At 37.2% G+C, this 26608-nt stretch carries 27 protein-coding genes, 1 pseudogene and 1 other annotated feature (1 of these 29 cut by a window edge); of the genes and pseudogenes, 20 read left to right on the top strand and 8 right to left on the bottom strand.

What is annotated here, in order from left to right:
• Nucleotides 1-101: 101 nt before the first annotated feature.
• Complete coding sequence (locus tag Q0594_RS07855; protein WP_298731045.1) at nt 102-749, bottom strand: DUF1524 domain-containing protein; 648 nt, start codon at nt 747-749, stop codon at nt 102-104.
• A 361-nt stretch (nt 750-1110) separates the two neighbouring features.
• On the opposite strand from Q0594_RS07855, the gene Q0594_RS07860 reads away from it, so the two are divergent.
• Nucleotides 1111-1368 carry a tryptophan synthase alpha chain gene (locus Q0594_RS07860; RefSeq protein ID WP_298731047.1) on the top strand — a complete coding sequence of 86 codons (258 nt, stop codon included), beginning with the start codon at nt 1111-1113 and terminating at the stop codon, nt 1366-1368.
• Nucleotides 1319-1603, top strand: a complete 285-nt coding sequence (locus tag Q0594_RS07865; RefSeq protein WP_298731049.1) for a helix-turn-helix transcriptional regulator — start codon at nt 1319-1321, stop codon at nt 1601-1603. Before Q0594_RS07860 ends, Q0594_RS07865 begins: the two co-directional genes overlap by 50 nt.
• A 170-nt stretch (nt 1604-1773) precedes the next feature.
• Here Q0594_RS07865 and Q0594_RS07870 read toward each other — a convergent pair whose 3' ends face one another.
• Both Q0594_RS07870 and Q0594_RS07875 read right to left on the bottom strand, forming a co-directional pair.
• A complete protein-coding gene (locus Q0594_RS07870; protein ID WP_298731051.1) occupies nt 1774-2652 on the bottom strand; it encodes a hypothetical protein in 879 nt (292 codons plus the stop codon).
• The gene (locus Q0594_RS07875; RefSeq protein WP_298731053.1) at nt 2652-4232 is read right to left on the bottom strand and encodes an AAA family ATPase; all 1581 of its coding nucleotides are present in this window, start codon (nt 4230-4232) and stop codon (nt 2652-2654) included. The genes Q0594_RS07870 and Q0594_RS07875 overlap by 1 nt, the downstream gene beginning before the upstream one ends.
• A 421-nt stretch (nt 4233-4653) precedes the next feature.
• Here Q0594_RS07875 and Q0594_RS07880 point away from each other — a divergent pair, with 421 nt between their 5' ends.
• The 10 genes from Q0594_RS07880 to Q0594_RS07925 all read left to right on the top strand — a co-directional run bounded on the left by Q0594_RS07880 (nt 4654) and on the right by Q0594_RS07925 (nt 14035).
• Complete coding sequence (locus tag Q0594_RS07880; protein WP_298731055.1) at nt 4654-5193, top strand: sigma-70 family RNA polymerase sigma factor; 540 nt, start codon at nt 4654-4656, stop codon at nt 5191-5193.
• Between the two features lie 65 nt (nt 5194-5258).
• Nucleotides 5259-5468: a hypothetical protein gene (locus tag Q0594_RS07885; RefSeq protein ID WP_298731057.1), complete on the top strand. Its 210-nt coding sequence runs from the start codon at nt 5259-5261 to the stop codon at nt 5466-5468.
• A 21-nt stretch (nt 5469-5489) separates the two neighbouring features.
• The gene (locus tag Q0594_RS07890; protein WP_298731059.1) at nt 5490-5741 is read left to right on the top strand and encodes a DUF2922 domain-containing protein; all 252 of its coding nucleotides are present in this window, start codon (nt 5490-5492) and stop codon (nt 5739-5741) included.
• 124 nt (nt 5742-5865) lie between these two features.
• Complete coding sequence (locus Q0594_RS07895; RefSeq protein WP_298731061.1) at nt 5866-6270, top strand: phage holin family protein; 405 nt, start codon at nt 5866-5868, stop codon at nt 6268-6270.
• Between the two features lies 1 nt (nt 6271).
• The gene (locus Q0594_RS07900; protein WP_298731062.1) at nt 6272-7135 is read left to right on the top strand and encodes an N-acetylmuramoyl-L-alanine amidase; all 864 of its coding nucleotides are present in this window, start codon (nt 6272-6274) and stop codon (nt 7133-7135) included.
• Nucleotides 7136-7479: 344 nt separating this feature from the next.
• Nucleotides 7480-9441, top strand: coding sequence for an N-6 DNA methylase (locus Q0594_RS07905; RefSeq protein WP_298731064.1), 1962 nt, complete (start codon nt 7480-7482; stop codon nt 9439-9441).
• Nucleotides 9431-10456: a restriction endonuclease subunit S gene (locus Q0594_RS07910; RefSeq protein WP_298731065.1), complete on the top strand. Its 1026-nt coding sequence runs from the start codon at nt 9431-9433 to the stop codon at nt 10454-10456. The genes Q0594_RS07905 and Q0594_RS07910 overlap by 11 nt, the downstream gene beginning before the upstream one ends.
• A 3-nt stretch (nt 10457-10459) precedes the next feature.
• The gene (locus Q0594_RS07915) at nt 10460-12163 is read left to right on the top strand and encodes a DUF262 domain-containing protein (protein WP_298731066.1); all 1704 of its coding nucleotides are present in this window, start codon (nt 10460-10462) and stop codon (nt 12161-12163) included.
• A gap of 217 nt (nt 12164-12380) precedes the next feature.
• Nucleotides 12381-12833 carry a hypothetical protein gene (locus Q0594_RS07920; protein WP_298731067.1) on the top strand — a complete coding sequence of 151 codons (453 nt, stop codon included), beginning with the start codon at nt 12381-12383 and terminating at the stop codon, nt 12831-12833.
• Nucleotides 12834-12859: 26 nt separating this feature from the next.
• Nucleotides 12860-14035 carry a hypothetical protein gene (locus Q0594_RS07925; protein ID WP_298731068.1) on the top strand — a complete coding sequence of 392 codons (1176 nt, stop codon included), beginning with the start codon at nt 12860-12862 and terminating at the stop codon, nt 14033-14035.
• A 286-nt stretch (nt 14036-14321) separates the two neighbouring features.
• On the opposite strand, the gene Q0594_RS07930 is transcribed toward Q0594_RS07925, so the two are convergent.
• Nucleotides 14322-15485, bottom strand: a complete 1164-nt coding sequence (locus Q0594_RS07930; RefSeq protein WP_298731069.1) for a galactokinase — start codon at nt 15483-15485, stop codon at nt 14322-14324.
• Nucleotides 15486-15707: 222 nt separating this feature from the next.
• Nucleotides 15708-15958: pseudogene (locus tag Q0594_RS07935) on the bottom strand (MATE family efflux transporter); the annotation flags it as partial.
• Nucleotides 15959-16238: 280 nt separating this feature from the next.
• Between Q0594_RS07935 and Q0594_RS07940 the strand changes: the two are divergent.
• Nucleotides 16239-17654: a Y-family DNA polymerase gene (locus tag Q0594_RS07940; RefSeq protein ID WP_298731070.1), complete on the top strand. Its 1416-nt coding sequence runs from the start codon at nt 16239-16241 to the stop codon at nt 17652-17654.
• Nucleotides 17651-18019: a hypothetical protein gene (locus Q0594_RS07945; RefSeq protein WP_298731071.1), complete on the top strand. Its 369-nt coding sequence runs from the start codon at nt 17651-17653 to the stop codon at nt 18017-18019. The genes Q0594_RS07940 and Q0594_RS07945 overlap by 4 nt, the downstream gene beginning before the upstream one ends.
• Before the next feature lie 326 nt (nt 18020-18345).
• Here Q0594_RS07945 and Q0594_RS07950 read toward each other — a convergent pair whose 3' ends face one another.
• Complete coding sequence (locus Q0594_RS07950) at nt 18346-19110, bottom strand: class I SAM-dependent methyltransferase (RefSeq protein ID WP_298731072.1); 765 nt, start codon at nt 19108-19110, stop codon at nt 18346-18348.
• A gap of 150 nt (nt 19111-19260) precedes the next feature.
• Here Q0594_RS07950 and Q0594_RS07955 point away from each other — a divergent pair, with 150 nt between their 5' ends.
• Both Q0594_RS07955 and Q0594_RS07960 read left to right on the top strand, forming a co-directional pair.
• Nucleotides 19261-19980, top strand: a complete 720-nt coding sequence (locus tag Q0594_RS07955; protein ID WP_298731073.1) for a hypothetical protein — start codon at nt 19261-19263, stop codon at nt 19978-19980.
• Between the two features lie 7 nt (nt 19981-19987).
• Nucleotides 19988-20572, top strand: coding sequence for a hypothetical protein (locus Q0594_RS07960; protein ID WP_298731074.1), 585 nt, complete (start codon nt 19988-19990; stop codon nt 20570-20572).
• A 164-nt stretch (nt 20573-20736) separates the two neighbouring features.
• Here Q0594_RS07960 and Q0594_RS07965 read toward each other — a convergent pair whose 3' ends face one another.
• Nucleotides 20737-22089 carry an MATE family efflux transporter gene (locus tag Q0594_RS07965; protein WP_070444871.1) on the bottom strand — a complete coding sequence of 451 codons (1353 nt, stop codon included), beginning with the start codon at nt 22087-22089 and terminating at the stop codon, nt 20737-20739.
• Nucleotides 22090-22665: 576 nt separating this feature from the next.
• On the opposite strand from Q0594_RS07965, the gene Q0594_RS07970 reads away from it, so the two are divergent.
• The 4 genes from Q0594_RS07970 (at nt 22666) to Q0594_RS07985 (ending at nt 25349) form a co-directional block, all read left to right on the top strand.
• On the top strand, nt 22666-23034 hold the full coding sequence (locus Q0594_RS07970; protein ID WP_298731075.1) for a CidA/LrgA family protein: 369 nt from the start codon (nt 22666-22668) through the stop codon (nt 23032-23034).
• Nucleotides 23015-23707: an LrgB family protein gene (locus Q0594_RS07975; RefSeq protein ID WP_298731076.1), complete on the top strand. Its 693-nt coding sequence runs from the start codon at nt 23015-23017 to the stop codon at nt 23705-23707. Before Q0594_RS07970 ends, Q0594_RS07975 begins: the two co-directional genes overlap by 20 nt.
• 215 nt (nt 23708-23922) lie before the next feature.
• Nucleotides 23923-24666 carry a hypothetical protein gene (locus tag Q0594_RS07980; RefSeq protein WP_298731077.1) on the top strand — a complete coding sequence of 248 codons (744 nt, stop codon included), beginning with the start codon at nt 23923-23925 and terminating at the stop codon, nt 24664-24666.
• A 116-nt stretch (nt 24667-24782) separates the two neighbouring features.
• A complete protein-coding gene (locus Q0594_RS07985) occupies nt 24783-25349 on the top strand; it encodes a hypothetical protein (protein WP_298731078.1) in 567 nt (188 codons plus the stop codon).
• Nucleotides 25350-25416: 67 nt separating this feature from the next.
• On the opposite strand, the gene tehB is transcribed toward Q0594_RS07985, so the two are convergent.
• Nucleotides 25417-26283 carry an SAM-dependent methyltransferase TehB gene (tehB, locus tag Q0594_RS07990; protein WP_298731079.1) on the bottom strand — a complete coding sequence of 289 codons (867 nt, stop codon included), beginning with the start codon at nt 26281-26283 and terminating at the stop codon, nt 25417-25419.
• Between the two features lie 156 nt (nt 26284-26439).
• Nucleotides 26440-26608 (top strand) — a binding site (T-box leader); it runs 75 nt beyond the window's last position.

Here is a 26608-nt window from a genome sequence, read left to right on the forward strand (position 1 = left end):
TAATAAAAACACCCCAAAAGTTAGATTTTGTGTCTAACTTTTGGGGTGCACTTCAGTTTTGCTCAGGGGGCTATCTTTATAAAAATCAAGTAAAAATGAATTTAGCAGTCTTTTAGATTTAGTTTTTCTATAAAAGTTTCAATAGTAATATTGTCAATAACAGTACAGTCGCCATCTTTATAAAAGATGTTATTAAATTTATTGAGTAAGAAATTTGTTCGTTCATTAATCTCTTTTTCACCGAAAGTACTATACTCTCTAAAACAATTATTAAGAAATAATGATTTTACAACAGTATTGTCTAGTTTATCGATTATGCATTTTTTTGTTTGGAAGTTTGCAGCACTATATTCGTTTTTAGTATTTAGCTTATTTGTAAGTAAAGTTAAATTTCCAATTATATTAGGGTCAGAGATACTTGAATCGCTTTTAGGAATAATGTGTTCTATTTCCCAAGTGTAATTCATTGAATATGAATTCAATGGTTCTGAAAAATTGATAGAAGCAATACCATAATATTTTTCGAGTGTGATAAGAATAAATCTTGTAAGTTGTTTGTGATTCTTGTAAAAATTATCTATTAGAGTGTTGTAAAACAAAAAAGGTTTTAGCAGTTCTCGTAAATCTTCAAAGTTATAAATAGGATTAGTATAACTTCTATTGCTTTTTTTCTTGATGGCTTCTACGACAGAGATACCATAAATTTTTTCCATTTGCAGTGTTAAATCTATTTTTGAACTATTTTTCATAAATAATACTCCTTTTAGTTAGAATACCAAAATAGTAAGCGCTTTACAATATTGATTCAGTTTTTTGTTAAAAGTGTTGGGAATGAAAATCCATTTTTTTGGAAAAAATATCAAAAAAATTTCTTTTTTCAAAAAGCCTATTGCAACAAGGGTTTCAGCAGGTTATAATTATATGAAAACGGTTTTATAAAAATGTCTTATAACGGAGGAACAAAAGAAATTAATCAAGTATAAGAGTATATTTTAGGCTTAATAATAAGGTTTTTTGGAGAATGTTTTTTGAAAACAAAGGAGATGCTTAGCTGCCCGAAATTCACTTATAAGTGAATTTTGGGATTCTGCACAATTGGGAGGGGTTTTTATGGCAAAATACCGGGTAACAAAGAAGATGATTGACGAAGTAGAAGGCTTAACGTACGAGGAACAAGTCAAAGTTTTCGCGGTATTAATGATATTACAAGAAGAAGGGCTTTCTCCAGAAGTACGTGAAAAATGGGAACGAGGAAAGCACGGGAAAAGATGTTTAAGGATTCCAATTAGTCGAGAAACAGAAGAGGGGGAAACTGAAGATGACCTACCTAACAAAAAGGTTAAATGTATTGAAATCTCGCTGCCCTGAATTTAAGCAAGATCTGCTTGAAGAATATCATCTTCAAAAGGTGTCTCTAAGGGTTATCAAACTGCGACTAGAATTAGGCTTATCTCAGAAAGAGATGGCTAATGCTTTAGGAATGTTAGAATCCCAATACTGCAGATTAGAAAAAGGGAAACACAATCCAACAGTCTTGTCTTTGATTGAACTGACAGATTTATTCGGATACGATTTTGAGATTAAAATTAAAAAGAAAAAATAGAAACTCAGTTACTATTTGTGGAGCACTAAATAAGGATGTTGAATAAATAAAGACCCAACAAGTTTAAAACACGTAAAATTTTGTTTTAAACTTGTTGGGTCTTTCTTATAAGTACATAATTTGTTTATGCTTTCATATTGTATATATGAAATAAAAAGTAGAGATATAAATTAGCAGCATTTTAATCTAGTGGACTTTTCTAAAACATATTGAGCAAAAAGATAAGACTGAGCTTTTATCGCATTGTCCAATAATGAAATTATTAATTTCTCTGTCTCTGAATTAACAGAATATGTTTTGTTTGAAATAGAGTATTTATTTTGAAAATGGGTATTTAAACAAGCATATTTTTCATCAAGTGATAGTCCGTGTATTTCTTTTTCCATCGAATTTTCAAGTGATGATATTTCATCATTTATAATATGAGCTATGTACTTTCTATAATGTTGTGGAATTCTAAATAATTTCTTAATAAAATATTTAAAATCTGGATTGTTTTCATTGATAGTTACTTTTACATCAATAGCATGGTCGTTTCTAATGAAAAATCCTACATTAATTGAAGAAGTGCAATTGATTCTTGAAAAAATTGGATGGAAAATTCTGCCGTCAAGATCATTTGATCTAGAGCTGTTACAGCATTCACAAAAATAAACTAAGTTTATTGGAGATAAGATGTATTGTTGATACTTACTTTTTGGCAATACATGTTCTATAGTTTTTATAATTTTAAAAGTTGGATTATAGGATAGACCACATACTGGACACATCTCTGAATTTTCTAACATTGGAATTATATGCTGTTTATGTTTACACCAAAAATTATCAATTTTATCGGGTGATAAAATTGAGTTGTTTTCACCAATCAAATTCATATCAAATTGATAATTATTAATAGAATCGGAATAAATTTTATTAGATTCAGCGGTTAAATAATATTCGAGTTGATTGAAAATTTGTTTGTCTTCTTCTGTTATGTCGGGAGATTTTAAGTAGTCTCGAAAATTTTTCAGATGATCTTTTTCTTCACGTGTTATGCTTGTTAGCATTAATCTTCCTCACTTTCATTTAATTCTGAAAGTAATAAATCTTTATAGAGCATTCCGTCTCTACCAAATGTTAGATCTTTAATATCCTCATATGTAAGATCATATTTTGCAGGATTGTCTATTATATCTTTAATTAAAAGATAAAATCCTGATTGATATTGGTCGAGCTGAAAAATAGTGTTTGTAAGTGTTGATAGATTTTCGCCAAGTGTCTCATATGTTGGCTCTACCATTTTTATTCCGCCATCTTCATTATTTTGAATAAGTTTTACGCAATCTTTTGGGATTTCCTGGACTATTATTGGAGAATGAGTTGTCAATATACAAAGTCCATTTTTTTTACGCATAATCTCTGAAATGCTACGAATATAATTCGAAATCATTGGAGGGTGTAAAAAAAGTTCAGGTTCGTCAATAAGAACAAGACTAAATTGTTCAACTTCTACTATTAGGGTAGTTATTGATAATAAGATAATTTTTTGTCCTGCACTCAACTTATCAAAAGATAGCCATAAATCATCGTCGTTTTCGACCGTATCCATTGCCTCAACAATAGGTAATATATCACCGTGAAAACCTTGATATCGTAAAATGTCTTTAAAAAATAGCCAATTGTCGCGATGATCTCTAAGCTGATTAATCAAGTGTAGAAAATTAGAATATAAATCTTTTAGGTTAACGGGTGTAGTTCCGTTTTGGTAAATACCAAGATATTTAACATTTCCATTCTCTCCAAGAGGATTACCCGATTCTAGGAATAGATTATCAAAAGGGCTAAATGAAATTAATATAACTTTTGAAAAGTAATCTCGAGGAGAATCAATCTTTATATCCTGACGTGAAGAAAAACAGATTTGTAAGTTTTGATTATCTTTTCTAAATAGGGATTCTTCTTGTATTTCTTGATTAATCGCTAATAGTAAAATATCCTTTAAAAATGTTGTTTTACCAGATGCATTCGCACCTATAATTGCGTGGACGTTTTGTGGGAAAATGTACTCAGGATCTGAAACAAAATTTATTTCTGAAAGTAATTTGTCATCAAACAAATATTTATAAGTTATATTATAACCTTCTCTGTTACCAGCATCTGCCAATGGTTTTAAAGTAAATTCAATTCTTTCAATAGCTTCTTCTAAAGTATAACCTCTAAAAAAAGATATATTTACTACATCTTTAGAGAAATATATATTTTTCGTATCCTTGTCATAGGAAGAGCATAAGTCATTTAAATCATTTAATATTTCTTGACATTGATTTTGATTAAAGAATTTGTGCAAGTTGTAGTAAAAATCTTTGTTGCCTAGACTTATAAAATCCTCAGGTAACTTCTTATAAACATTTTCAGTGTCAAATTCATCTAATGCAATATATTTTTCGTTCATAGTAGTAGCGTTTATGTTAGCTATACTGATAGCACCTATTTTTATTAACTTACCATTATCTTTAGGAATATATACTTCAAATAATGTTCTAAAGCCATAATCATCCCATTTATTTTCTTCAAAAAACAAAAAGTCTTTATATCCATTGTATGATTTAGTCTGATCGATATATCTAGCAAAAAATTTATAGTTCATAAAATTATATACTCCTTATCTAGAAAAATTATTTTTAAGTAATGAAATCAAAAACTACAATAAAATGTCTAAAATTTCGTGTGATCTAATAAAAAAGCTTAGCAAATATATAACTCTCAACTAAAATGTGAAAACAATAATATCTTTGATGTATAAAATATTCGAGAGTTTAAGTAGTGAGTCTAACATTCATTATTATTTTAGCAAAATACTAATAAACATTCTATATATAGTTAATTGTAAATTATGAATTATAAATTTTCAGTACAAAAGAATTCATGTGGAATACTGACTAAATTTTAAACGGCAAAAACCATATTATTTATATTTATAAAAGAAAAAGCACGATTTTATAAGGAAAATATACGTAGTTCAATATAGAGATTAGCTAGTTTCGAATTCTATTTTAGGAGAAAAAACTATGAAAGTATGGACAGAAACTGAAGAAAAAACAACTCAACTTTTCGAGCAATTCGAAGGGGTTATTTATCATGTAATGAAAAAACTCAATATTCAAAGGAATAATGCTGAGTATGACGATTTCCTACAAGAAGGACGGTTGTTGTTACTAGAAGCTTATCAAGAGAGTAAACAAAATCCACTTGAATCTTTGGATGCAGCGAAACAGTTTAACAGCTATCTTCAACGAAAATTATATTGGAAGTTTCTCAATCGAATTACTAAGAAGAACATCGAAACGGTAGAGTTTAATCAGGATTGGATGCAAGAATCGGAAAATGACCCTTACTGGGTTGAGGTAGAATTCGACTATAGGGAATTTTTCCAAAGACTAACAAAACTCCAAATGAAAACATTGCAATATTTGATGCAAAGTGATGAACCCGTCGCAAAATATGCTAGAAGAATAGGGCGAACTCGTTCGTCGGTTCAACAGGATATTCTATCAATTCGAAAGAAAATGAAAAAATTTTTAGACAAGCATAGCAAAATGGAGTCCTAATTGGTTTATATAGATGTAGAAGTCATGACACTACAAAACAAAAATCAAATAAGGAGGACATAACCATGTCAGAAACATTTAATAAAGCAACATTGGAAGTATTCTACCAAGACGCGGAAAAAGGAAAAGTGAAAAAATTTAAGAGTCTTCAAAACTTGAAGCAAGGTGCAACGCATGATGCTGTGATGACAGTCTCAGATGCAATCGATACTCTTGCCAAAGAAGCGATGACCTACTGCGATACAGTTGTTCGCACACGACACGACAGAAACTAATAAATAAAGGAGGAAAATATCATGGCTAATGAAACAACTACAGTTAAAGAATTATATTTAGGCTTTACAGGAAGTGATGGAAAAACAAAGCGTCTTGTTATCGCACATCCGGAAGATAATCTGGATGCCACGACTACTCGTGCAGCGATGAAAAAGATTGCGGATGCTAACCTATTCGAAAAACAAGGAATTCAATTGTATACGAACGGGGAAAGTGCTAGCTATATGACTCGTATTAAAAATGAGATCTTCAACGACAAAAAGAAGAAATGAGTAAATAAAGGTTAGGAAGATGAGCTAGAAAGTTTTCAAGAATAATTTTCTAGCGGGGATGGAGAATCATCTATTAATGGTGGTTCTCCTAACCTTCTCGAAATGATGTAAGGGAGGAAAATTTATGAAAACATCATTTTACTATTTACAATCCGGTTTTTTTGCCCTTGGAGCCATTGTGGGAGGTTTTCTTGGAGGGAAAGATGGCCTTTTGTATGCGTTGCTGGTCCTTGTGATTCTCGACTATGTAACAGGAGTTCTAAACGCAATCGATCAAAAGCGACTTTCTAGCTCTGTTGGGTATAAGGGGATTGCTCGTAAGGTATTGATTTTTGTGCTTGTTGGAACGGCGAATGTTGTTGATGTGCATATTCTAGGGAAAGCAGGAGTGTTAAGGGCAACGGTCATTTTCTTCTACATCTCAAATGAGGGGATATCCATACTAGAAAATGCATCGTATCTAGGCCTGCCAATCCCGCAAAAGTTCCAAAGTGTATTGAAGCAATTACATCAGAAGGAGGAGAATTAAGGTGATTAGAATTTTGAGAGATTTTGTGATGAAGGACAGTGGCTTTCTAGAAAGTTTTGATTTCGTAGTTATCCATAATGATGCGGGAAGAATGAAACCGCATCGGTATATTCCATTTCTAAGAAATCGTAATAAAGCCTTGGGGATAGCACATTTCTATTGCAACCGAGACACGATAGTTCAGGTTGTTCCAATTGAAAATATTGGTTACCATACCGGAGATTGGTGGAGTAACTGCCGTTCCATTGGATACGAGGTGTGTGAGAGCCTATCAGCTAGCGATGAGGAATTCCTACTGAATGAAGATATGACACTATTGAAAGCAGCTGCCGACTTGGTAGAAGCAGGGATGCCAATCTCACGAGAAACTGTTCGACTCCATCATGAATTTGTGCCCACAAGCTGTCCTCACCGAAGCATGGAATTGCATGGAGGTACAACGGAAAGTGTGCGAGTATATTTCATTGAAAGAATGCAATATTTTGCCTCACTCGGAAATAATCTTGCTGAAATTTTACATAATCACTTTCCAGAGGAAGAATTCCGAATGAATACCTGGGTGCGTCATGAAGTTTTTAGTGATGATAGTGCAATTGTTCAACAAGTTATTCGAGGAGAATGGGGAGTTGGACAAGAACGGATAAAAGAACTAACAGATGCAGGATATAATGCCGAAAGAATTCAAGAAAAAGTAAATCTTGCTTTACAAGGATCGCAAAATAACGATACAAAAACAACGGATACCCTTGCCTATGAAGTGATTCAAGGTGATTGGGGTAATGGAGAAGAACGCAAAGAGCGACTTGAAGCTGCGGGGTATGACTATGAGGCGGTGCAGCAAAGAGTCAATGAATTATTGGGGTAAATTAGAGCCTACTGATGAAAAATGTCAGTAGGCTCTTAATTTTTTTCGATAAGTAAAACAAATTACTTTTGTACTTTTAAGAACTAAATTGTAAAAGGAATTGTTCTGTTTCGTTTAAGAAAAGATAATCACATAGCTGTGTCTTATTAACAAACATCAATTTAATAACATTCTTAAAGAGTAAAGGAAAAAGTAAAGTTCTATAAAAATATTATGGCTCTTATTCAAAAGCCTTTTAAAAATGTTAAGTCAATATTACCGAAACGAAAATAGCAAATTTTCAAGTAATTTACGGTTTTCTTTGATATAATCTAGAGATAAATAACTCAAGGAAGTGAAAAAACATGGCGAACGAAGCAACAGCAACTGACCAATACGTCAGAAGAGAGATAGAAAAATTTTGTGTCCGATACGATGAGCAAGGTTCCTCTCATCCAGAAATTGCTAAAGCATTAAAAGGAGCTAGTAAACAAGGAAAATCGGGAATTGGAAAACCTGAATTTGTTATGCAAATTTTAGATTACCTTATTGTGATTGAAGATAAAAGGGACAATGATAAACTCATCAATCTTTCCGAGGATGGCTCTATTACCAAAGATATTCCATCATTGTCAGGTTATGCTGTAAATGGCGCTGTGCACTACGCAAACCATATCGTAACGAAAACTACCTCTTTTGATGAAGTGATAGCAATAGGTATTACTGGGGATAATGAATCTCATAGCATTCAACCTGTATTAGTTTCTGTAACTGAAGAAGGAATTGTTGAAGAAATCCTTCCAAGGTTAACTGATCTGCAAGAACTTCATCCGAATAATATAAACGAATGGTATTCAGTAAATGTACTTAAAGAATATTCTATTGAGCAAAAACGCATCTTTGAATTGCAAAATGTTTCAAAAGAATTACATGAAGATTTACGGAACTACGCATCGCTCGAAGGTGAGAATAAGGCAACGGTAATTTCTGCAATTCTTTTAGCACTTAATGAAGTAGATTTTGATATCAAAAAATTAACTGGTAATAAGTATCCTAAAAAAAATGATGGCACAGAGGATGCGACGAAGCCAGTAATTGATAATGATGGAATGAGAATTTTAAAATCCGTTAAAGATTACATTGCATCTGAAGGTGTCATGCCAGAAGACAAAGTCAGTATTCTACTCCATAAGTTTTCGTTTTTAGAAACCAATGTACGTCTAAATGAAAAAAACGAGAAATTGGGAGTAACACCGCTTCATTATTTTACTAAAAAACTGAAAGACAAAGTTATTCACCACTTTAAACAAAATACAGATTACGATATTTTGGGCAATTTCTATGGTGAGTTTGTAAAATATGGTGGCAGTGATGGGAATGGCCTAGGGATTGTTTTGACGCCTCACCATATTACGACGCTTATGACGGAATTAATTGATGTGTTACCGACTGATTATGTATTAGATCCTGCTTGTGGTAGTGGCGCTTTTTTGATTTCTGCAATGAATAGAATGACTAAGCTAGCGAAGAATAAAGATGAAATAAAGCATATTAAGCAGCATCAGCTACTGGGGATAGAGTTGCAGGAGAAGATGTTCACCGTAGCAACAACAAACATGATTTTACGAGGCGATGGTAAAAGTAATCTACAGTTAAATGATATGTTTTCTGTTGCTGGTGAAGATCTCCAAAAGCAGAAAGTAAACAAAATTTTATTTAATCCGCCATATTCTCAAGGGAAAACAGACAAAACTCTAACAGAAATCAATTTTATTCGTCATGCATTAGATATGCTGGTGACTGGAGGAAAATTAGCGGTGATTGTCCCTCAATCAACGATGGTTGGTAAATCTAAGGAAGAAAAAGAATACAAGAAAAAAATTCTTGAAAAACATACTTTAGAAATGGTAATTACTGTAAATAAAGATACCTTCTATGGCGTGGGGACTAATCCCGTTATCGCGGTTTTTGAGGCAGGAAAACCACATGATATCGAAAGAAAAAAAGTTAAATTTATTAATTTTGAGGACGATGGTTTTGTTGTAAGAAAACATATTGGTTTGATTGATGATGGTACAGCAAAGAAAAAAAGACAACACTTGTTTGATGTTATTAACGGAGATGAAGAGAATTACACGACCAAGTTTATGGTGAAATCGACAATTCAAGCAGATGATGAATGGTTGCATAGTTTTTATTACTTTAACGATGAAATTCCCAGTGATGAGGAGTTTGAAAAAACTATTGCAGATTACTTAAGCTTCCAGTTTGATATGTATACTCATGGAAAGGGATATTTGTTTGAGGTGGATGATGATGATAAATAATAAAAGATGGGGTACCTTTTTGTTGGGTGATGAAAAAATTTTTACACTCCATTCAACATTAAATGGTATAGATAAAAATAAATTAACATTTGATGATGAGAAAATTTTCCCGTATGTTACTCGTTCGAAAAACAACAATGGATTAGATATGTTTGTGTCAAGACAATCATTTGCTATAAATAAAGGAAATGTTATCAGCATTGGTTTGGATACTCAAACAGTTTTCTATCAAGAAACAGATTTTTACACTGGTCAAAACGTCCAAATACTTTACAATGAGTACTTAAATAAAAATGTTGCAATGTTTTTGATTCCAATTATTAAAAAACAATTAGAGGTGTTGAATTGGGGAGGTAATGGGGCAACATTAGGTAGACTTAAGAAAAAAAGAGTTTCTCTTCCTATTACAGATTCTGGGAATCCGGACTGGAAATTTATGGAAGAATATATTCGAATCAAAACAAATCAAATTAAGGATACCTATCAGTTTCCTAAACTACATGAGATAACAGATTATAGAGAATTAAACGAAGTTAAGTGGAAAGCATTTACTCTAGACTCGATTACAGTTATTAATAGTGGACGGGATTGGGAAGTTTATAATCGTACTAGTGGTTCTGCTCCTTTTATTGGTGCTTCTTCCATCAACAATGGAATTACTGATTTTGTAAATATTGTAGGAAGGGAAAGATACACTGCCGCCGGGGTTATTGGAATTAATCGAAATGGATCGGTAGGTTATGCCTTTTATCATCCGTATAAAGCCTATTTTTCCGGGGACACTCGTTTTTTAGAAGTGATTGGTTATAAAAACAATAGATATGTCAATCAATTTATTCAAACCACAATTATGAAACAAAAGGAAAAATATGCCTACGGTTATAAAATGGGGACTGAGCGAATAAAACGACAAGTGGTAATGTTGCCGCAAAAAGATGATAAACCTGACTATAATTTCATGGAACAATACATGAAACGAATGGAAAATCGTGTCATACAAAAGGTGGAACAATAACATATGGATATCAATGTTGCACAAGAAAGTACAATCAAAGATTTATTTTCAACATTTTTAACTAAGGATGAGCAGATTTGCTATTTCTCGATTCCTCTTTACCAGAGAAAATATTCATGGAGTGAGAAGCAATGGGAAGAGTTATTTTCTGATTTGTTACATTCATTTGTCAAAGCAGATATGAATACAGATTATTGGGGAAACATTATTGTCTATAAGAAGGAACTAGCGAACGACTATGAATTGGTTGACGGTCAGCAAAGAATTATTACCTTGCTGTTATTAATTGCTTCTCTCGGGAATATCAAAAAAAACGACGGATACCTTCCTTTAAAATTTAACGATGAACAAAATAATGTTTGGGTTAAGATTGCTGAAAATTCAAAGCTTACACAAGATGAAAAGCGTCATCCATTTAATAGGGCAAAAAAATATTTTACTACTTTAGTTTCTGAACAAAAAATCGACAAACAGTCATTACTAGATCATTTGTTAAGAACGAAGATATCTGTAGTGATTGTGAATGACGAACTAGAGAGTAACTTACTCTTCGGTAGATTAAATACTCGTGGTATTTCATTGAATGATGTTGATTTAATTAAGCATAGTCTATTTTATTCTACAGAAAGAAGATTGCCTCCAACTGGGGAGGATGTTGTCTTACAAAAATGGAATAATTTGCTTCAAACAACCGGTCAGATAAATATCTTCATCGATGAATTTATTTCGAAGTGGTGGGAGATACACTATGAACTTTCAGAACATAGCTTATATGCTTCTTTCCAAGATAAATTAGATACTTCAGAATATCTCAGATTTTTAGATGATTTGCAAAAAGATGCGGCAGGTATAAAAGAATTAATTGAAAACAAATCAGGAGCTGATAATAAAATTGGAAGAAATTTAAAGTGGTTGCTTAAGATTTCTCCTTCAAGACAGTTATTGCCTATTATTATCTCTGTACAAAATACACCTTTTGGTAGAGATAATAAAGTATCGTTTTTTGAGTTACTAACTGTATTTGAATTTATTCGAGCTATTTCTCCTCAGGTTGACTTTAACGAACTTGATGAAGTATACCTTAGCTTTGGAAAAGCGTTATTAAGTGAATTTGGAGGGAATCGTCTGAATCTAGAAGAAATTAAAACAGAAATTAAAAAGGTTAAGGCTAAGATGCGCCAAGTATTGCCGGATTATAATGATTTTCTGAATAGTTTTACCAAGTTGAGATGGATTGATAGCGATGATTGGAAAGGTTCTAAACATGAAAAATGCTTATCTACATATGCTATCTATACCCTAAATAATTGGTTAGATGTTATCAATCATGGTGCAGGAGTTGAATATCGTACCAGGGATGATGATTATTCTATTGAACATATAAGAGCGAAGAGAAACGCTGTAGACGGTGAAAGATCCCCTGAGTACCTAATTGGTAATTTAGTTGTGTTTGAAAAACAACCTAATAATGATTTAGGAGATGCTGAAACATCTGAAAAAATATCAGCATATCGCAAGTCCAATTACCCTCAAATGAAAGAACTAATTTTCAAAAATAAAAGAAAATTTTCTGAGCCCCGTAGGGTTAATAATGCAATGGAATGGGATATTAATAATTTTGATACGAATTCGATTGAAAATAGAGGAAGATATCTGGCTCAATGTTTTTATGATAAAATATTAGAATTATTAAGAGATAATACCTAATTAATAAATGCACTGAACCAAATTTTGATAGGGTTTGTGTCATAATTAAGCATTGGACTAAAGCTCCAATGCTTTTTCTTTCCCACCTATGCTATAATAAGCATGAATAGAGAAGGCTTTCATGATTGGAGGAGAGAGGATGAAGGGCAGACGATTACTAGCATCAGCGCTGTGTATGTTGGCACTCGTGGCATGCACTAAAAGGTCACAGGAGGCGGTGACGACGACTGTTACACCGACGACCATGCAAGCAACGACGGTGGTGGAGACAACGGTTGCGTCTATCACGGTTGCGGAAGCGATGGAGGAATATGCCCGTCAAAAAGGGGAGGTATTCGAACGGACCTCTCTAGCCACTCAGCGCAAGTACTATGACTTAATGGTTCCCGATCAGCTCTTTGAATATGCAACCGTCTCTGGGCAACAGGCTTCCTTTCGCTGGTACGATCTTACTTGGCAATCGGGAGGAGTTCCTTATGAGATCGTCGAGTGCTATGTGTCGAAGTCGGGGAAGACGGTTCTTGTCTTTGCCAAAAATGGACATTCAGGTGTGTTGTTGATGGGGACGGAGGCGCCTCAGACGGTTCGTAGTTCCAGTGGAGAGATTCAATCTAGCAAGATCAATTTAGTACCGTATCAGAATGAACGCTTACTGCGCGCCACCTGGTAAAGGATAAAGAAATAGGAGTGAAACGAATGCCAGAGATGAAGAAGATGGAAGAATTAATGAATGAGATGCTGCCGGGATTGCAGCTCTTTGCTAGAGATATCAACCTTACGCCGGAAGAAACAGCGAAGTTCAAGGTGGGGATGATTGTGCGAAACGCTGCTTTTACCGATGCGACGAGTCGCGTTGGAGGGATGGTGACGACGCACCGTTTCAGCATCCTTTCCAATCACCTCTTTGACCTGTCGAAGGCGGAGCACGGCACGAACTGGGGGCTACATGTGGCCAACCGCGACAGCCACTTTAAGGTGCTGGACATTTACGAGCATGAAGGCAAGACGCAGATTCTCCTCTTGCATTTGCCGGACGATTATCGTTGGAAATGGATGGAGCATGTGAATTTGGATCTGCCGGTGGACATCGTGGCCGATAGCAGGGAGCGATTCGCCTCCAAGACCCACGCCGAACCGATCCCAGAGGTGACAAGTCCCGAGTGGCTTGACCGATGCGGTTTTGCGCCAGGTCTAGACATCAAAGGCGAACTCTTCCCAAATGAAATCCCAATTGCGTCTCAGATGCAAAAAGTAAAAGATGCCTCTTTCCGTAGCTTCTACCATCAACTCGTCTACGTTCGCTGTGCATCGCTCATCGAAGACGTGATGTCAGAAGTAGTCCAGCCAGGAGACACAGGGCTCGTCCTCTACGGCTATATTGACGAGGAGGCTGGCGTTTCGTTCCAACCGCTATGGATTGCTAAAGAAGGCGAGGGGGCGCTAGACATGCGCCTCATTCCCGAAGAGACGATGTACCTCATTCGTCTGGCGAACCTTGATGACTGCGAATTCTGTTCGATGAAATGGATGGAAGTCGATCCGTATATTGTCGACCGTGCAAGACGCGTCATTGCGGAAGTCTATGATACAAAAAGCAAGGAAAAAGAAGAGACACGTTCGTTCCAAGGCCTCGACCGATTCCGCCACCGCCGACATCCCGATGACTTTGGCGTGGCTGTATACTACGAAGACAAGAGCAAGGACCCCGAACGCTTGTGGGTGCGCATCTTGCGCGTGGAAGGCAACCAGTGCTTTGGCACACTCTTGATGGACTCCAAGCACCCAGACGGGCCGAAAGAAGGCGACGAGATCATGTTCCGCGTCCTTCAGAACGAAAAAGGCGAGCTTGAAGTGGTGTCGGTTCAAAAATAAAAAATAAGTCAAAGGCTTAGGAAGCCTTATGTTATGCGTAAGTTTATAACGTTGAACGACGCTTCAACCAGAGCTTGTATTTTTATACTTTCATAAAAAGCTCCGATTATTTTGTACTGTATTACTATGAAGATACCGAGGGTTTATTTTGTCTCGTTTCTAAACCAATTTCCTTGATTATAAAAAGAAGTATGCTATAGTGAAGGTGTAGATAGTGAATACCTCACAACACTAAAACCAGAAAGAGCATTGGATCTTCCACATCCAATGCTCTTTTTTTTATTTTTTAATGTGCACCATCCGCAATCTCCGCAATATAGAAGCTTGGAGCGTAGCCGATTTTTTCGGTGTAGACTTTGGCAACGTTGGCTTCAAAAGCTTCGATATGCTCCTGATGCACGAGCGCGATAGCACAGCCTCCAAATCCGGCACCTGTCATACGAGCACCAAGAACGCCAGCTTGTTCCCATGCTGTATGGACGAGGGTATCGAGTTCCTTTCCAGTGACCTCGTAATCAAGTTCGGTCGAGAGGTGACTTTCGTTCATGAGACGTCCAAAGTGGGCGAGGTCGCCTTCTTTTAAGACACGTGTCGCAAGCACCGTCCGTTCATTTTCACTCACGGCATGACGAGCACGTTTGACGAAGAGCTCGCTAGATAGGTGATGCTTCAGCGCGTCAAACTGATCAATAGTGAGTTCTCCCAGGCTATCGATAGCTACATGCTCTTGTAGCTCCTTCAAGGCAATCCGCGTTTCGGCGAAGCGTTCGTTGTACTTCGAATCGGCCAGTTCGCGGCGTTTATTCGTGTTCATAATGACGATGCGATAGTCGCCAAGTTTCACTGGAACGAGTTCATACTCCAGCGTAGCACAGTCGAGGAAGATGGCGTGGTCCTTCTTGCCCATCCCCACAGCGAACTGGTCCATGATGCCAGAATTCACACCAATGAAGTCATTTTCCACTCGTTTCCCAACCTTCACGAGGGAGAGCGTGTCGATATCCAGACTGTAGACCTTGCGAGCGATGACACCCACGAGCAGCTCGAAGGAGGCTGACGATGAGAGGCCCGATCCGTTTGGGATGTTTCCGTAAAATGCGATGTCCATGCCATGTGGAAAAGCAAACCCAAGATCCTCCAAGTACACGAAGACGCCTTTGACATAGTTCGCCCACGAGTCGCTAGCCTTGTAAGTTAGATCGGTCATGTCCAGCTCGCGAATGCTGTCCTGCGGAAAATTATCCGAATACAGACGAAGCTTCTTGTCCGTACGCGGCTTCACCCATGCGTAAGTTCCCAGCGTAATTGCGCAAGGAAAGACATGCCCGCCGTTATAGTCGGTATGCTCCCCAATCAAGTTCACACGACCCGGTGCAAAAAAGCTCTCTTCCGGCTCCGTGCCGTACACTTCTACAAATGTCTGTCTTAATTGTTCTGTCAGTTGTCCCATCTCATCACCGCTTTCTATTTAGTCACCTTCATTATACGCCAAATTCTTCGTGAAAAAAGAGGTGTTTTGGATTTCCCAAAAGAAAGCCAACAACACCTAAAAATCTTCCAGTAGCCCTCTCTTCATAGCGTCACCTTTTGCCCAAGCCCTTGCAGACTATTGAGCAAGATTAGTGGGAGGGCTAACGGCACATAGAAGAGCGAGCCGATGCGGTTTGTTGGTTCCGTAGTAGCGCGCGATGATAACGCCTATCCCCTTGCCGACGCCGAGTGCAAATCCTACAAGCAGTTCAAAGATGGCTGCATTCGTCCAACAGCCGCTAGCGCCTCCTGCCCAAGGGACCTCCCTACAATCATAATATCGGCAGTGTTATAAAGTTGCTGGAATATATTTGAAATAATCATTGGAATTGTAAATGTAATAATGGATTGCAAAATCGGTGCGTCTGTTAAGTGAATAGCGGTCTTTTTCATAAGGGAAGTTATACTCGCACGTTTGGGGAAATTTAAGAAGATTCTTTGTATAAATTTCTTTTTTTGGAGACTTCATTTTTTGAAAATCGAGAAGGAATTTTGCTTGAAAGAGAACATACGTTCGTGTTATAACTAAGGTAGTTCAAACAGATTTGGTACTAAAAGAGAAAAGACTCAACAACAAGCGTCTTAGAAATGTTGCTACAGAGCGGTTTATAGGGGTTGCGTGCAAAATTAATCGTTTCACCGCAAGAGTATCGTAAGAAGGGAGGCGTGTTCGATGACTCTGATTGACTACAGTTTGGAACCAAGAAGCGACATTGCGTTTATCGATATGAAGTCGTTCTATGCCAGCGTTGAATGTATCGCTAGAGGACTCCATCCGCTCAAGGCCTCGCTCTGTGTGATAAGTCGTGCAGATAATTGTAAAGGGCTCATTCTGGCGTCTTCTCCCGTCTTCAAGAAAGTCTTCGGGCGCAAAAATGTCGGTCGGACCTACGATTTGCCGTTTGATATTCACACGCGTCGCTTTTCCTATTATACGACCGAGCGTCAAGGGCTTCCCACGGATGCGACCTTCGTGCGTTTCATCGAGGCATGGGCGAGAGCGACCGTCATTGTCCCGCCAAGAATGTCCGAGTATATCCGGATTAATATGCAGATTCAGCGCATTTTGCAAAACTTTGCTACGACGAGTGAGATTTATCCGTATTCCATCGATGAAGGCTTTATCGACTTGACGACTTCTTTGAATTATTTCTTCCCGGATAAGGCACTTTCCAGAAAGGAGAAATTAGACCTCTTGTCCGCGCAAATTCAGCGGGCGATTTGGAAGGAGACGGGGCTCTATTCGACGGTTGGGATGTCTAATGCGAATCCGCTTCTTGCCAAACTCGCGCTGGATAATGAGGCTAAGAACGCGAAGAATATGCGCGCCAACTGGTCGTACGAGGACGTCGAAACGAAGGTCTGGGGAATTAAGAAGATGACGGATTTCTGGGGGATTGGCAGTCGTATGGAAAAGCGGCTCAATCAGCTGAAGATTTACACGATTAAGGAATTGGCGCATGCGGATGCGGATCTATTGAAGAAGCATCTGGGGATTATGGGCGTGGAGCTGTGGTTTCATGCGAATGGCATCGATGAGAGCAATGTCCATCATCCTTACAAGGTGAAATCACACGGCATCGGGAACTCGCAAATTTTACCGAAAGATTACCGTCAAAAGGGTGATATCGAGTTGATTTTAAGAGAAATGGCCGAGCAAGTAGCCGTTCGCCTGCGCAGAGTCCGCAAGAAGACGACTTGTGTATCGATTCATGTGGGGTACTCCAGAACGGAGGAGAAAAAATCGATTCAAGCGCAACGAAAAATCGACCCAACGAATCAAACCAAACCTCTGACGGAAGTGGTATTGGACTTGTTTCGACAGAAGTATACAAGTGGTGCGGTGCGTCGGGTAGGGATTTCCTATCAAGGGCTCGTGGATGAGGCGATTACGGTATTTTCATTGTTCGACGATTACGAGCAGGTCGAAAAGGAAGAAAAATTGCAAAAGGCCGTCGATATAATTCGCGACGAATTCGGCTTCACCTCGCTCTTGAAGGCGAACTCTCTATTGGAATCGTCCCGCGTGAAGGCGCGCAGTCAACTCGTCGGAGGGCATTCGGCAGGAGGGTTAGATGGATTGACATGAATATGCGTATGTATTTACCGTATAAAGCAACCAGAGAATACACAGACCGTGGCATGGCGAAGTGGCAAGGCTTCTTCTTGTCCGAACATACGAGTGAAATCGCCAAAGAGAAGCGGATGGAGCATTACACAAGTCGTCTCACGAAAGAGGAAAAATGGACGCTCCTCACACAACTCTACGTTCACCGGCAATTGGCGTGTTTTCGCATGAAGAAGAAGGAAGGGCATGAAATGGTGATCGGTGTCCCTGTGGAATTGAGCGATGAAGCGGTATACGTGGAGTCACAGACAGAAGCAAGGTGGCTTCCTATCAGTGGCCTCCAGGAGCTCTATTTAGTGGAGACAGAAGAGGAAGCAGTAGAGTAGGAAGTCCTCATTTTTACAAAGAAGTAGTATAATAAGGTACTTTGAGAAGTGATGAGAGTCACAGATAGAAGGTAGAAGAGGATATGAAGACAAATGAATTTGGACAAATGATTGGAGAAGCTGTTCCTGGGTTTACTTCATGGGGACTTCCAACGGCGACGTGATTATGTTCCGCGTCCTTCAGAACGAAAAAGGCGAGCTCGAAGTTGTGTTCGTTCAAAAATAATAAAAAAGGCAAGATATCCGCGAAGATCCATAGAACCCCTTGGCGCCCAAACACTATGAAGATACCAAGGGCTTATTTTGTCTCTTTTCTAAATATCACATTATAGTTTAACGCAGAGTGTAGCGATATAGTCATTCCCATAATGGGATAATCGATTTCTTTGATCACACGATTCATAAAAATCAATCATCGCGAGACCGTTCTTGAGTTGCCCTCTAATCTGCGTCTCTAACGTATGGCTAAATTCATATCCGTATTCTGGATTGATGGTGATTTTGCCTTCTGCTTCAAGCTCTTTTGAATTAAAAGGGAGTGGAAACTGTAACAATAATTCCTCATCGGGTCTATCCCATACAACGTCGGCGTCATACATGTATATCCAAGGATTCATAAACCCGACCATTAACAACCCGCCTTTTTTCAATACGCGAGCGGCTTCTTTATACATATTTTCTAAATCTTCTATATATACATTTGAAACTGGATTAAAAACAATATCAAACGTTTCATCTTCAAATGGAAATGGTTTTGTCAGATCGCCTTGAACGGTAGTGATTGTTAAACCTTCTCTTTCAGCCACCATTTCATCTTTTTGTAATTGCGATGTGGAAAAATCCATGATGGTGACATCATACCCTTTTGCAGCAAAAACGGGCCCCTGCTGTCCACCACCACACGCTAAGCCTAGTATCTTTTTTCTATTGGCTTTTTCAAACCATTCTTGTGGAACTTTTTTCCCAATCGTTAATGCCACAGAAATGGGTTGTTTCTTAGCTTCTTCTAATTCTTCATGTGTGATTGGCTCAGTATAGTTATTTTTTACTTTATTCCATCTATCTTGATTACATTTTATATAATTACTCATCTGATAATCTCCTCACCGCTTTTTAATTTAGCTACTTTCATTATACGACAAATTCTTGGTAAAAAAAGGGGTGTTGTAGAGAATTATGATGAAATAGATCTATTAAAGACTAATAACTGGTGATATAATGAGCAAAAGGAGGGACGTTATATGTGTAGTGTTTATAAAGAGTTAATAACACAATTAATTGAAGAAGGAGACCTATGGGAGCAGTTAGGAATTTCAAACAATGATAAGAATTTTAATTTAGTAAATTATTCAATGCGTCTAGTTAAAGATATAGACGACTTAGATGAAAAGTTTAATAAAGTAAAAGAAACAGAAATTAAGGTGTTTAATGATACCAATTATTTTTCGGCATTTAAAGATTTAGATAAAAGATGGGCAGTAGGTGGATACGGAATTGTTGATGCTAGTACTCTTGGAAAAAGTAAACGTAGTAAAAAGAAACGATATAAACCTACTATATTTCATTCAGGACATATTCTTGCACAAAGATTGTTTCGAGGAGTTGTTAAGGGGATTTGTCTAAATTATTATAATGTAAATAATATTTATCCTCAAACGGAGTTATCCAATAGAGGGAGTGTATATTGGGGAAAGAAATTTTTTGATAATCAATCCTATTATGAAAGTTATTTAGAAATGGAAGTATTAAAAACTGGGAAAAAATATTTTTATAGGGCAAAACTTATGTATGGAAAAGATGAAATAGTACCTAGAGGAATAAGATTGCAAGCTGTTGAAGTTAAAGAAAGAGATTCAAGAATGTTTATAGATAAAAGTAAAATTTTATTCAATGTTTTTATACCTAATACATTCTCAGATTCTTTACCGAACTATAAAAAAATTACTTTGATTGGAGAGTAAGAAAAATATGATATTGGTAATAGTGATTGGTTCTTTTGGAGTTATGCTAGTATTATCCATAGTTCAACAATTCATTAGTTGGGGCATTTTTAAATATTTGCTTAATATTGCAGCGTTTGTTTTTGTGATTTCTGGTATTTTAGAAATAATAATTTTGATTCCAAATATTATTGAGTATGTGTTAAATCTAGATAGTGTTTTTAAAGTAGCAATTGTGACAGGTGTAGTTTCAATCGCAGGGGTTGTATATTCCGCATACATGAAAAGAAAAGAATATCTTTCTGAGAAGAGGAAAGATGCGTATTTGTTATTCCTGAGATTTATGTATGAATTAATGGTTATCAATCCAAACATGGATCAAAAGGAGATTGTTCAAAATATAAATGACTTCCAATCTAGTATCTTGTTGTGGGGGTCTCCCTCTGTAATTAGAGCGTGGAATACATTTAAGCAAAATAATACTGATAATCCTCAAGATAATGAAAAGACTTTACATTATATTGAAATTCTAATAAATGCAATGAGAAAAGATTTAGGGGTAAACACAGTAAAAGAGAATGAAATAATAAAAACCATTACTAAACTAAAATGAATAAAACGTTTGGAAATAATCAAAAATTAAATTAGGGCGTCAGTTGATATGAATCAACATGACGCCCTTTGAAGTTCGATAGGCAAAGAGACTTCGGCTCTTGCCGGTACAGTTATTTCCATTACTATGAAGATATCCGCGAAGGTCCATAGAAGCCCTTGGCTTTAAAATATTTCATGCCTTACTTCTTTAATGAGCGGATGACGCAAGAAGGCGTAGGAAAGATAGATAGCCATCAGGCACCAAATAATCGGCTCTGCGAAAATCACCCCAAGATACCCCGCCTGCGGAATCACAAACACCACGAAAAGCACCTTCCCTGCCAGCTCAATAAAACTCGACACAAGCGGCGTCACCTTTTGCCCAAGCCCTTGCAGACTATTTCGTAAAATCAGAAGGAGCGCTAACGGCACATAGAAAAGCGAGCCGATGCGGTTATACAGCGCGGCATTATCGAGTAGTAGCGGGTCGCTCGATCCAGAGACGAGTTCGTTTAGGAATGGACTCGCAAAGAATAAAATGATGCAGACTAGAATCGCCCATCCAAATGCTAGAAGGCTTCCTTGACGAATTCCTTTGGCAATCCGGTGCACTTTGTTAGCCCCGAAGTTTTGCGAAGTAAAGGTCGTCATTGCCGCTGCAATCGCCGCAAATGGCAAGGTTGAAAACGCGAAAATACGTCTAGCAGAAGTTTGCGCACTGATGATGACCGGTCCAAGCGCGTTGATGGAGGACTGGAGCATCACAGATCCTAGAGAGACGATGGATGACATGAGTCCCATGGCTAATCCTTGACTGATGAGGTCTAAATACAGTTCATCGTCGCGGACAAAATCACTTTTGGCTGGAATAAGGAAGCTGGCGCGTTTTTTGATATAGATAAAGCAGAGAACGGCCGATATGCCCTGAGCAATAATCGTCGCAATGGCTGCAGCTTCAACGCCCATGTTGAACGTTGTAATGAGTAAAATATCGAGGAAGATATTCGCCACCGCTGAAAAAATCAAGAAGTAAAGGGCGGCCTGACTATCTCCAACGGCGCGGAGCAACCCCGCGCATAAATTATACGCAAACGTCACCGCAATCCCGAGCACGATGATCGAGATGTATGCATAGGACTGGTCGATAATACTAGCGGGTGTTCCAAGAAACTCGAGCAGTGGATACATCCCGAACGTTCCTCCAAGAGCTACGAGAAGACTGAGGACGGCCCCGATGACGATGGTGGCCGAGACGGCGCGTTTCAAGAGACGATGGTTATTGGCACCGTAGTAGCGTGCGATGATAACGCCCATCCCGTTGCCGACGCCGAGTGCGAATCCGACAATCAGTTCAAAGATGGCTGCGGTCGCCCCAACAGCCGCCAGCGCATCCTGCCCAAGGAACCTCCCTACAATCATAATATCGGCAGTGTTATAGAGTTGCTGGAATATATTTGAAATAACAATTGGAATGGCAAACGTAATAATGGACCGCAAAATCGGTCCGTCTGTTAAGTTAATAGCGGTCTTTTTCATAAGGGAAATTATACGCGCACGCTTGGGGAAATTCAAGAACGTTCCTTATCAAAATTTTCTTTTTGGGGGACTTCATTTTTTGAAAATCGAGAAGGAATCTTGCTTGAGAGAGGACGCATATGGTTATTGGGGGAAGGAGGGTTCAACATATTAATCGCGAACAGTAATATTCTTACCTTAAAAGACTAGATAAAGTTTTAGAGATGAATGAATCATAGTTGAGGAAAATGGACAGAAGCACCATACTACAAATACAAAGAATCATAAAAGAAATGGTGATAATTGAAATAGTGGAAGAAGTAAAAAGAGATATCAGGAATATCTGTATTGTTCTGATTAAATGACTAATATGGATCGGTTAATGATGGAAAAGAAGATTTTTGAATGATTATCGAAAATTCAGGAGTTAGTAACGAAGCTATTTAGGTTTGTAGTTGACTTTCTATGCATTTGATTATAATATGAGAAAATATTGGAAGAGAGTATTCTTTCTGAGGTAGGTTTATATATACAAAAAGATGGAAGCACCCTATTCTATGACGTGGATAGGGTGCTTTTAAACTAGAGGAGTAAACAATGAAATTCTTTAAACAATTTGGCTGGATTATGTTTGTAACCTGTTTAGGTGAAATTTTAAAATATCTCTTGCCGTTCCCCATTCCAGCAAGTATCTACGGATTAATACTAATGATGATATTCTTAATGACTGGTCTCATTAAATTAGATCGTGTTCATCAAGCGGGGACTTTCTTGATTGAAATCATGGCTCTGATGTTTATTCCTGCAGCTGTAGGAATTATTGAATCTTGGGCGCAATTACAAAGAATTATTTTACCGGTTTCGATTATTACCGTAATTACAACAATCGTAGTCATGATTGTATCTGGAAGAGTAACCCAGTTTATTTTAGAAAGGGAGGAAGACCATGAATCAACTAGCCATTAATTCAGCAACGATTGGAATCGTGATTAGTATCCTCGGTTTTGAAATTGGTGTATTCCTTCGAGAACGCTATAAATGGCCTATTTTTAATCCATTGTTGGTGGCAATCGTATTTGTAATTATCGTTTTAGATGTATTTCATATTGACTATGCTAGTTATTATGCAAGTGCATATAATTTAAGTTATTTTTTAACGCCAGCGACTGTCTGTTTAGCGATTCCTTTATATCAGCAGCTAGAGTTGTTGAAGAAGCATAAGAAAGCAATCTTCTTTGGAGTTTTATCTGGGGTTCTTACAAGCCTGTGTACAGTGTGGCTGCTTTCTTTCATTTTCCAATTGACGCATGAAGAGTATGTTACGCTTCTTCCAAAATCAATTACGACAGCTATCGGAATGGGATTGTCTCAAGAAACAGGAGGATATGTAACGATTACAGTTGCAGTGATTATTATTACTGGAGTTCTAGGGAATATGTTCTGTGAGGGGATTTGTAAGATTGCTAATATTACTCACCCGATAGCAAAAGGGATTGCGATTGGAACTTCTTCTCATGCGATTGGGACTGCTAGAGCGATGCAAATTGGTGAAATTGAAGGAGCGATGAGTAGTCTATCGATTGTAATCTCAGGGATTATTACATTAGTGGGAACTCAGATTTTTGTAGGATTTTTATAGTATGTAACAGGTTTGCTACTGGTTACTAATGATTACCGATAAAGTGGTTCTACTAATAAAAAGCCAAGAACTTAAAATTTTTCGGATTATTTCACGGGTTGTTTAGAAATATTGTTGTAATAATAATGTGATTTGTGATATTATGTCTTTTTTGTTCTGAAATGATGAAATTTATGATATAATAGTTTGAATAAAAATGGAAAGGAGAATAGATAATGAAGATTAAGATATTTTATATTAAAATTCAAGAATCTTTTAAATCGTTGGGGTTAGCAAGTCAATTAGGGATTACATTAGGAATTTCTTTAGCAATGCTTGCTGGAGTTTATGCGTTATCTAAAGATTTGAGTCCCTTGCCAAAAGTAACTCAAGTTGTAGAAATACAAACGACAGATGCCACATCGTCACATTCTCCAGGACATTCCGAAAAATCTGAAAAAACAATGACTCAGAAAGAGTTAGAAGTATCAACAACAGTAAGCACTACGGAGCTTCCAGTAACTACCGAAGAAAAGAAAGTAGTTTTTGGAAAACAAGAGCAAGAAACAAAAGTAGCTGTGACTCCAAGTGAGGAATCATTGACGACCGAAAAAGTGATGCCTCAAACAAGTGAGACGGAGATGAATACTTCAACAGAACAACCAACCGTTAAAATAGATGGAGGAGAGTCTACTTCTGAAACAACAACTACTGTGGAAGTGACTACTTCTGCCCATCGCCTAGTTCCGTTAGGAAATACGAATACAGAATTTAAACATTATAAAGATGCTGTACAATATATGAGAGAAAAATTGGATGAGTCTTCAAAGGCCTTTGAAGAAGGCAAGCAAGATTGGGTCTACTCAGGTAGAGTATATAGTATTCCCTGGAGCAACGGCAATACGACATTTACAGTGGATTTAATTCCAAAGATAATGACATCAGATACTAGTGATATTTTTATAGAATCCAATGAGTAACTAATTTACGATAAGACTTTGTAAACTTTATGTTGTAAAGAGTTTTTTAATAAGTTTACTAAAAATAGTTGTGTATGTTATACTTGTATTATATTTTTACTAGGAGTGAAGAATACATGGAATCAAAAGGAAGAAAATGGCTAGGAATTATTATTTCAATTATTATTGTTATAGGTATTGGTTACAGCCGTTATAGAAGATATGAACAAAAACAAGAAAGAAGTAGAGTACAACAACAGCAAGTTGAAAATGCAAAAGCTGTACAAGAAGCAACGAAAAAATTAGATGAGGATGCGAAAAATAAACTTAGTGAACAATTAAAGGACGCTGCTAAAAAAGTAGGGGATATCGCTAAAAGTACTGAGAAACTAAAGAATGCTGAAATGAATACAGAAATCAATAATGGATATAGTATTGTTAAATTAGAGGGCAAATTTTTAATTGTTAAAGATAGCAATCTGGATCAAGCAGTTGAATTAGCAGGCGTAACAGAGGCTTTTGTAATTCCAACAAACGACCAAGATCATCAACAAAATTATAATGTTTTAGTGGTGAAAAAAGATGGTGAATGGCGTGTAGTGGATGAAACTAAAAAAGGAGAAGACGTCCTTGTATTAACAGGTGAAACCATTACAGCAACTACAAAATTTAGAGTGAAAGACAAAACTTTATATATTGAATAATAAAAAAAGAGACTAGGATTCTGCGTACATATCAGATTCCAGTCTCTTTTTTGTATAAGTTAAACGATTATTTTGGTTTTTGAGCGAGCATTGTTACAAAACGCATCCGAATCCGATTTCCATGTTCATCCAATTTATGTAATTGTCCAAAATCTTCATTATATTTATGGAAGGTCCAATCTTTGTAATACTCTTTGAGTTCACCAGATGCAAAGGTCTTTGGAAAATTCACAGGACAAGGGGCATCTTCGGTAGACATCGCTGCGACAATGAGATTATATCCTCCAGGGGCCGTATGAGATTGCATATTTTCAATGACATCTGGAATGCTATCGGGACTTAGAAACATCAAAACCACAGTGGAAATGATGGCGTTGTAGAGGCCCCCAGGAATATCCGCAGTTTCAATGTTATAAGGCTCCACATGAATAGCCAGTCCTTCCTCCTCGGCAATTTGTTGGAGATGAGATAAACTCATGGTTTGGATATCTAATGCGGTAACCTCAAAGCCTTTTTTGGCTAAATAGAGACTGTTTCTTCCTTGCCCGCTACCAAGGTCAAGGAGTGGTCCTTTTTCAAATTTTGGTGCAGCTTCAATAACTTCCGAATGGGTTCTTGTTAAGTCGTATTTTTTAGAAAAATAGTCTTCTAGAGTGCAATAGAAAGTTAAATAGCACTTTAAGTCATCGCTAGCAGGAGAGACCCGATGCCAAGCTTGTGGTTCAACAAAAGGAATGTCGGACTCTTTTGTAAACAGATACTCAGCAAGCACATGCCCCTCTTCATCGAGTGCATAAAAAGTGAGGACTCCTTCTAGAATGGTTAAGTGTGCCCAAGTTCCAACTTTTGTATTATGCATTTTCTGAAATAGTTCTGGCAAAGTACTAGCCGTCCAAATAGGCATTGTTTTATAAGGGAGTAAATCGAGGTTCATAAAAAGGCTCCTTTCAGTGATGATAGGATTATTGTACTAAAAAAAGAGAAGTTGAAAAACTAAAGAGATTTCTGCTATAGCTAATAGTTATAGCCGGTGATAGAAAAGTGGTAATTGACTAGAATACGAATTATTGCTATCCTAGTTTCATGCTTATAACACACGGTGATAAGGAGAGTAGAAGTGAATCCTTTGTAGAGAGTCTCGGTTTGGTGAAAAGAGATATTGGTTGAAACTTTGAAGATGGCCTTTGAGTGATAATCGTCGAATCATTAGACGGTTACGGGAAAGCCCGATACAGCTTCTCGTTAAACAGGAGACCTGT

Source organism: uncultured Granulicatella sp., assembly GCF_938030755.1.
Taxonomy (GTDB): domain Bacteria; phylum Bacillota; class Bacilli; order Lactobacillales; family Aerococcaceae; genus Granulicatella.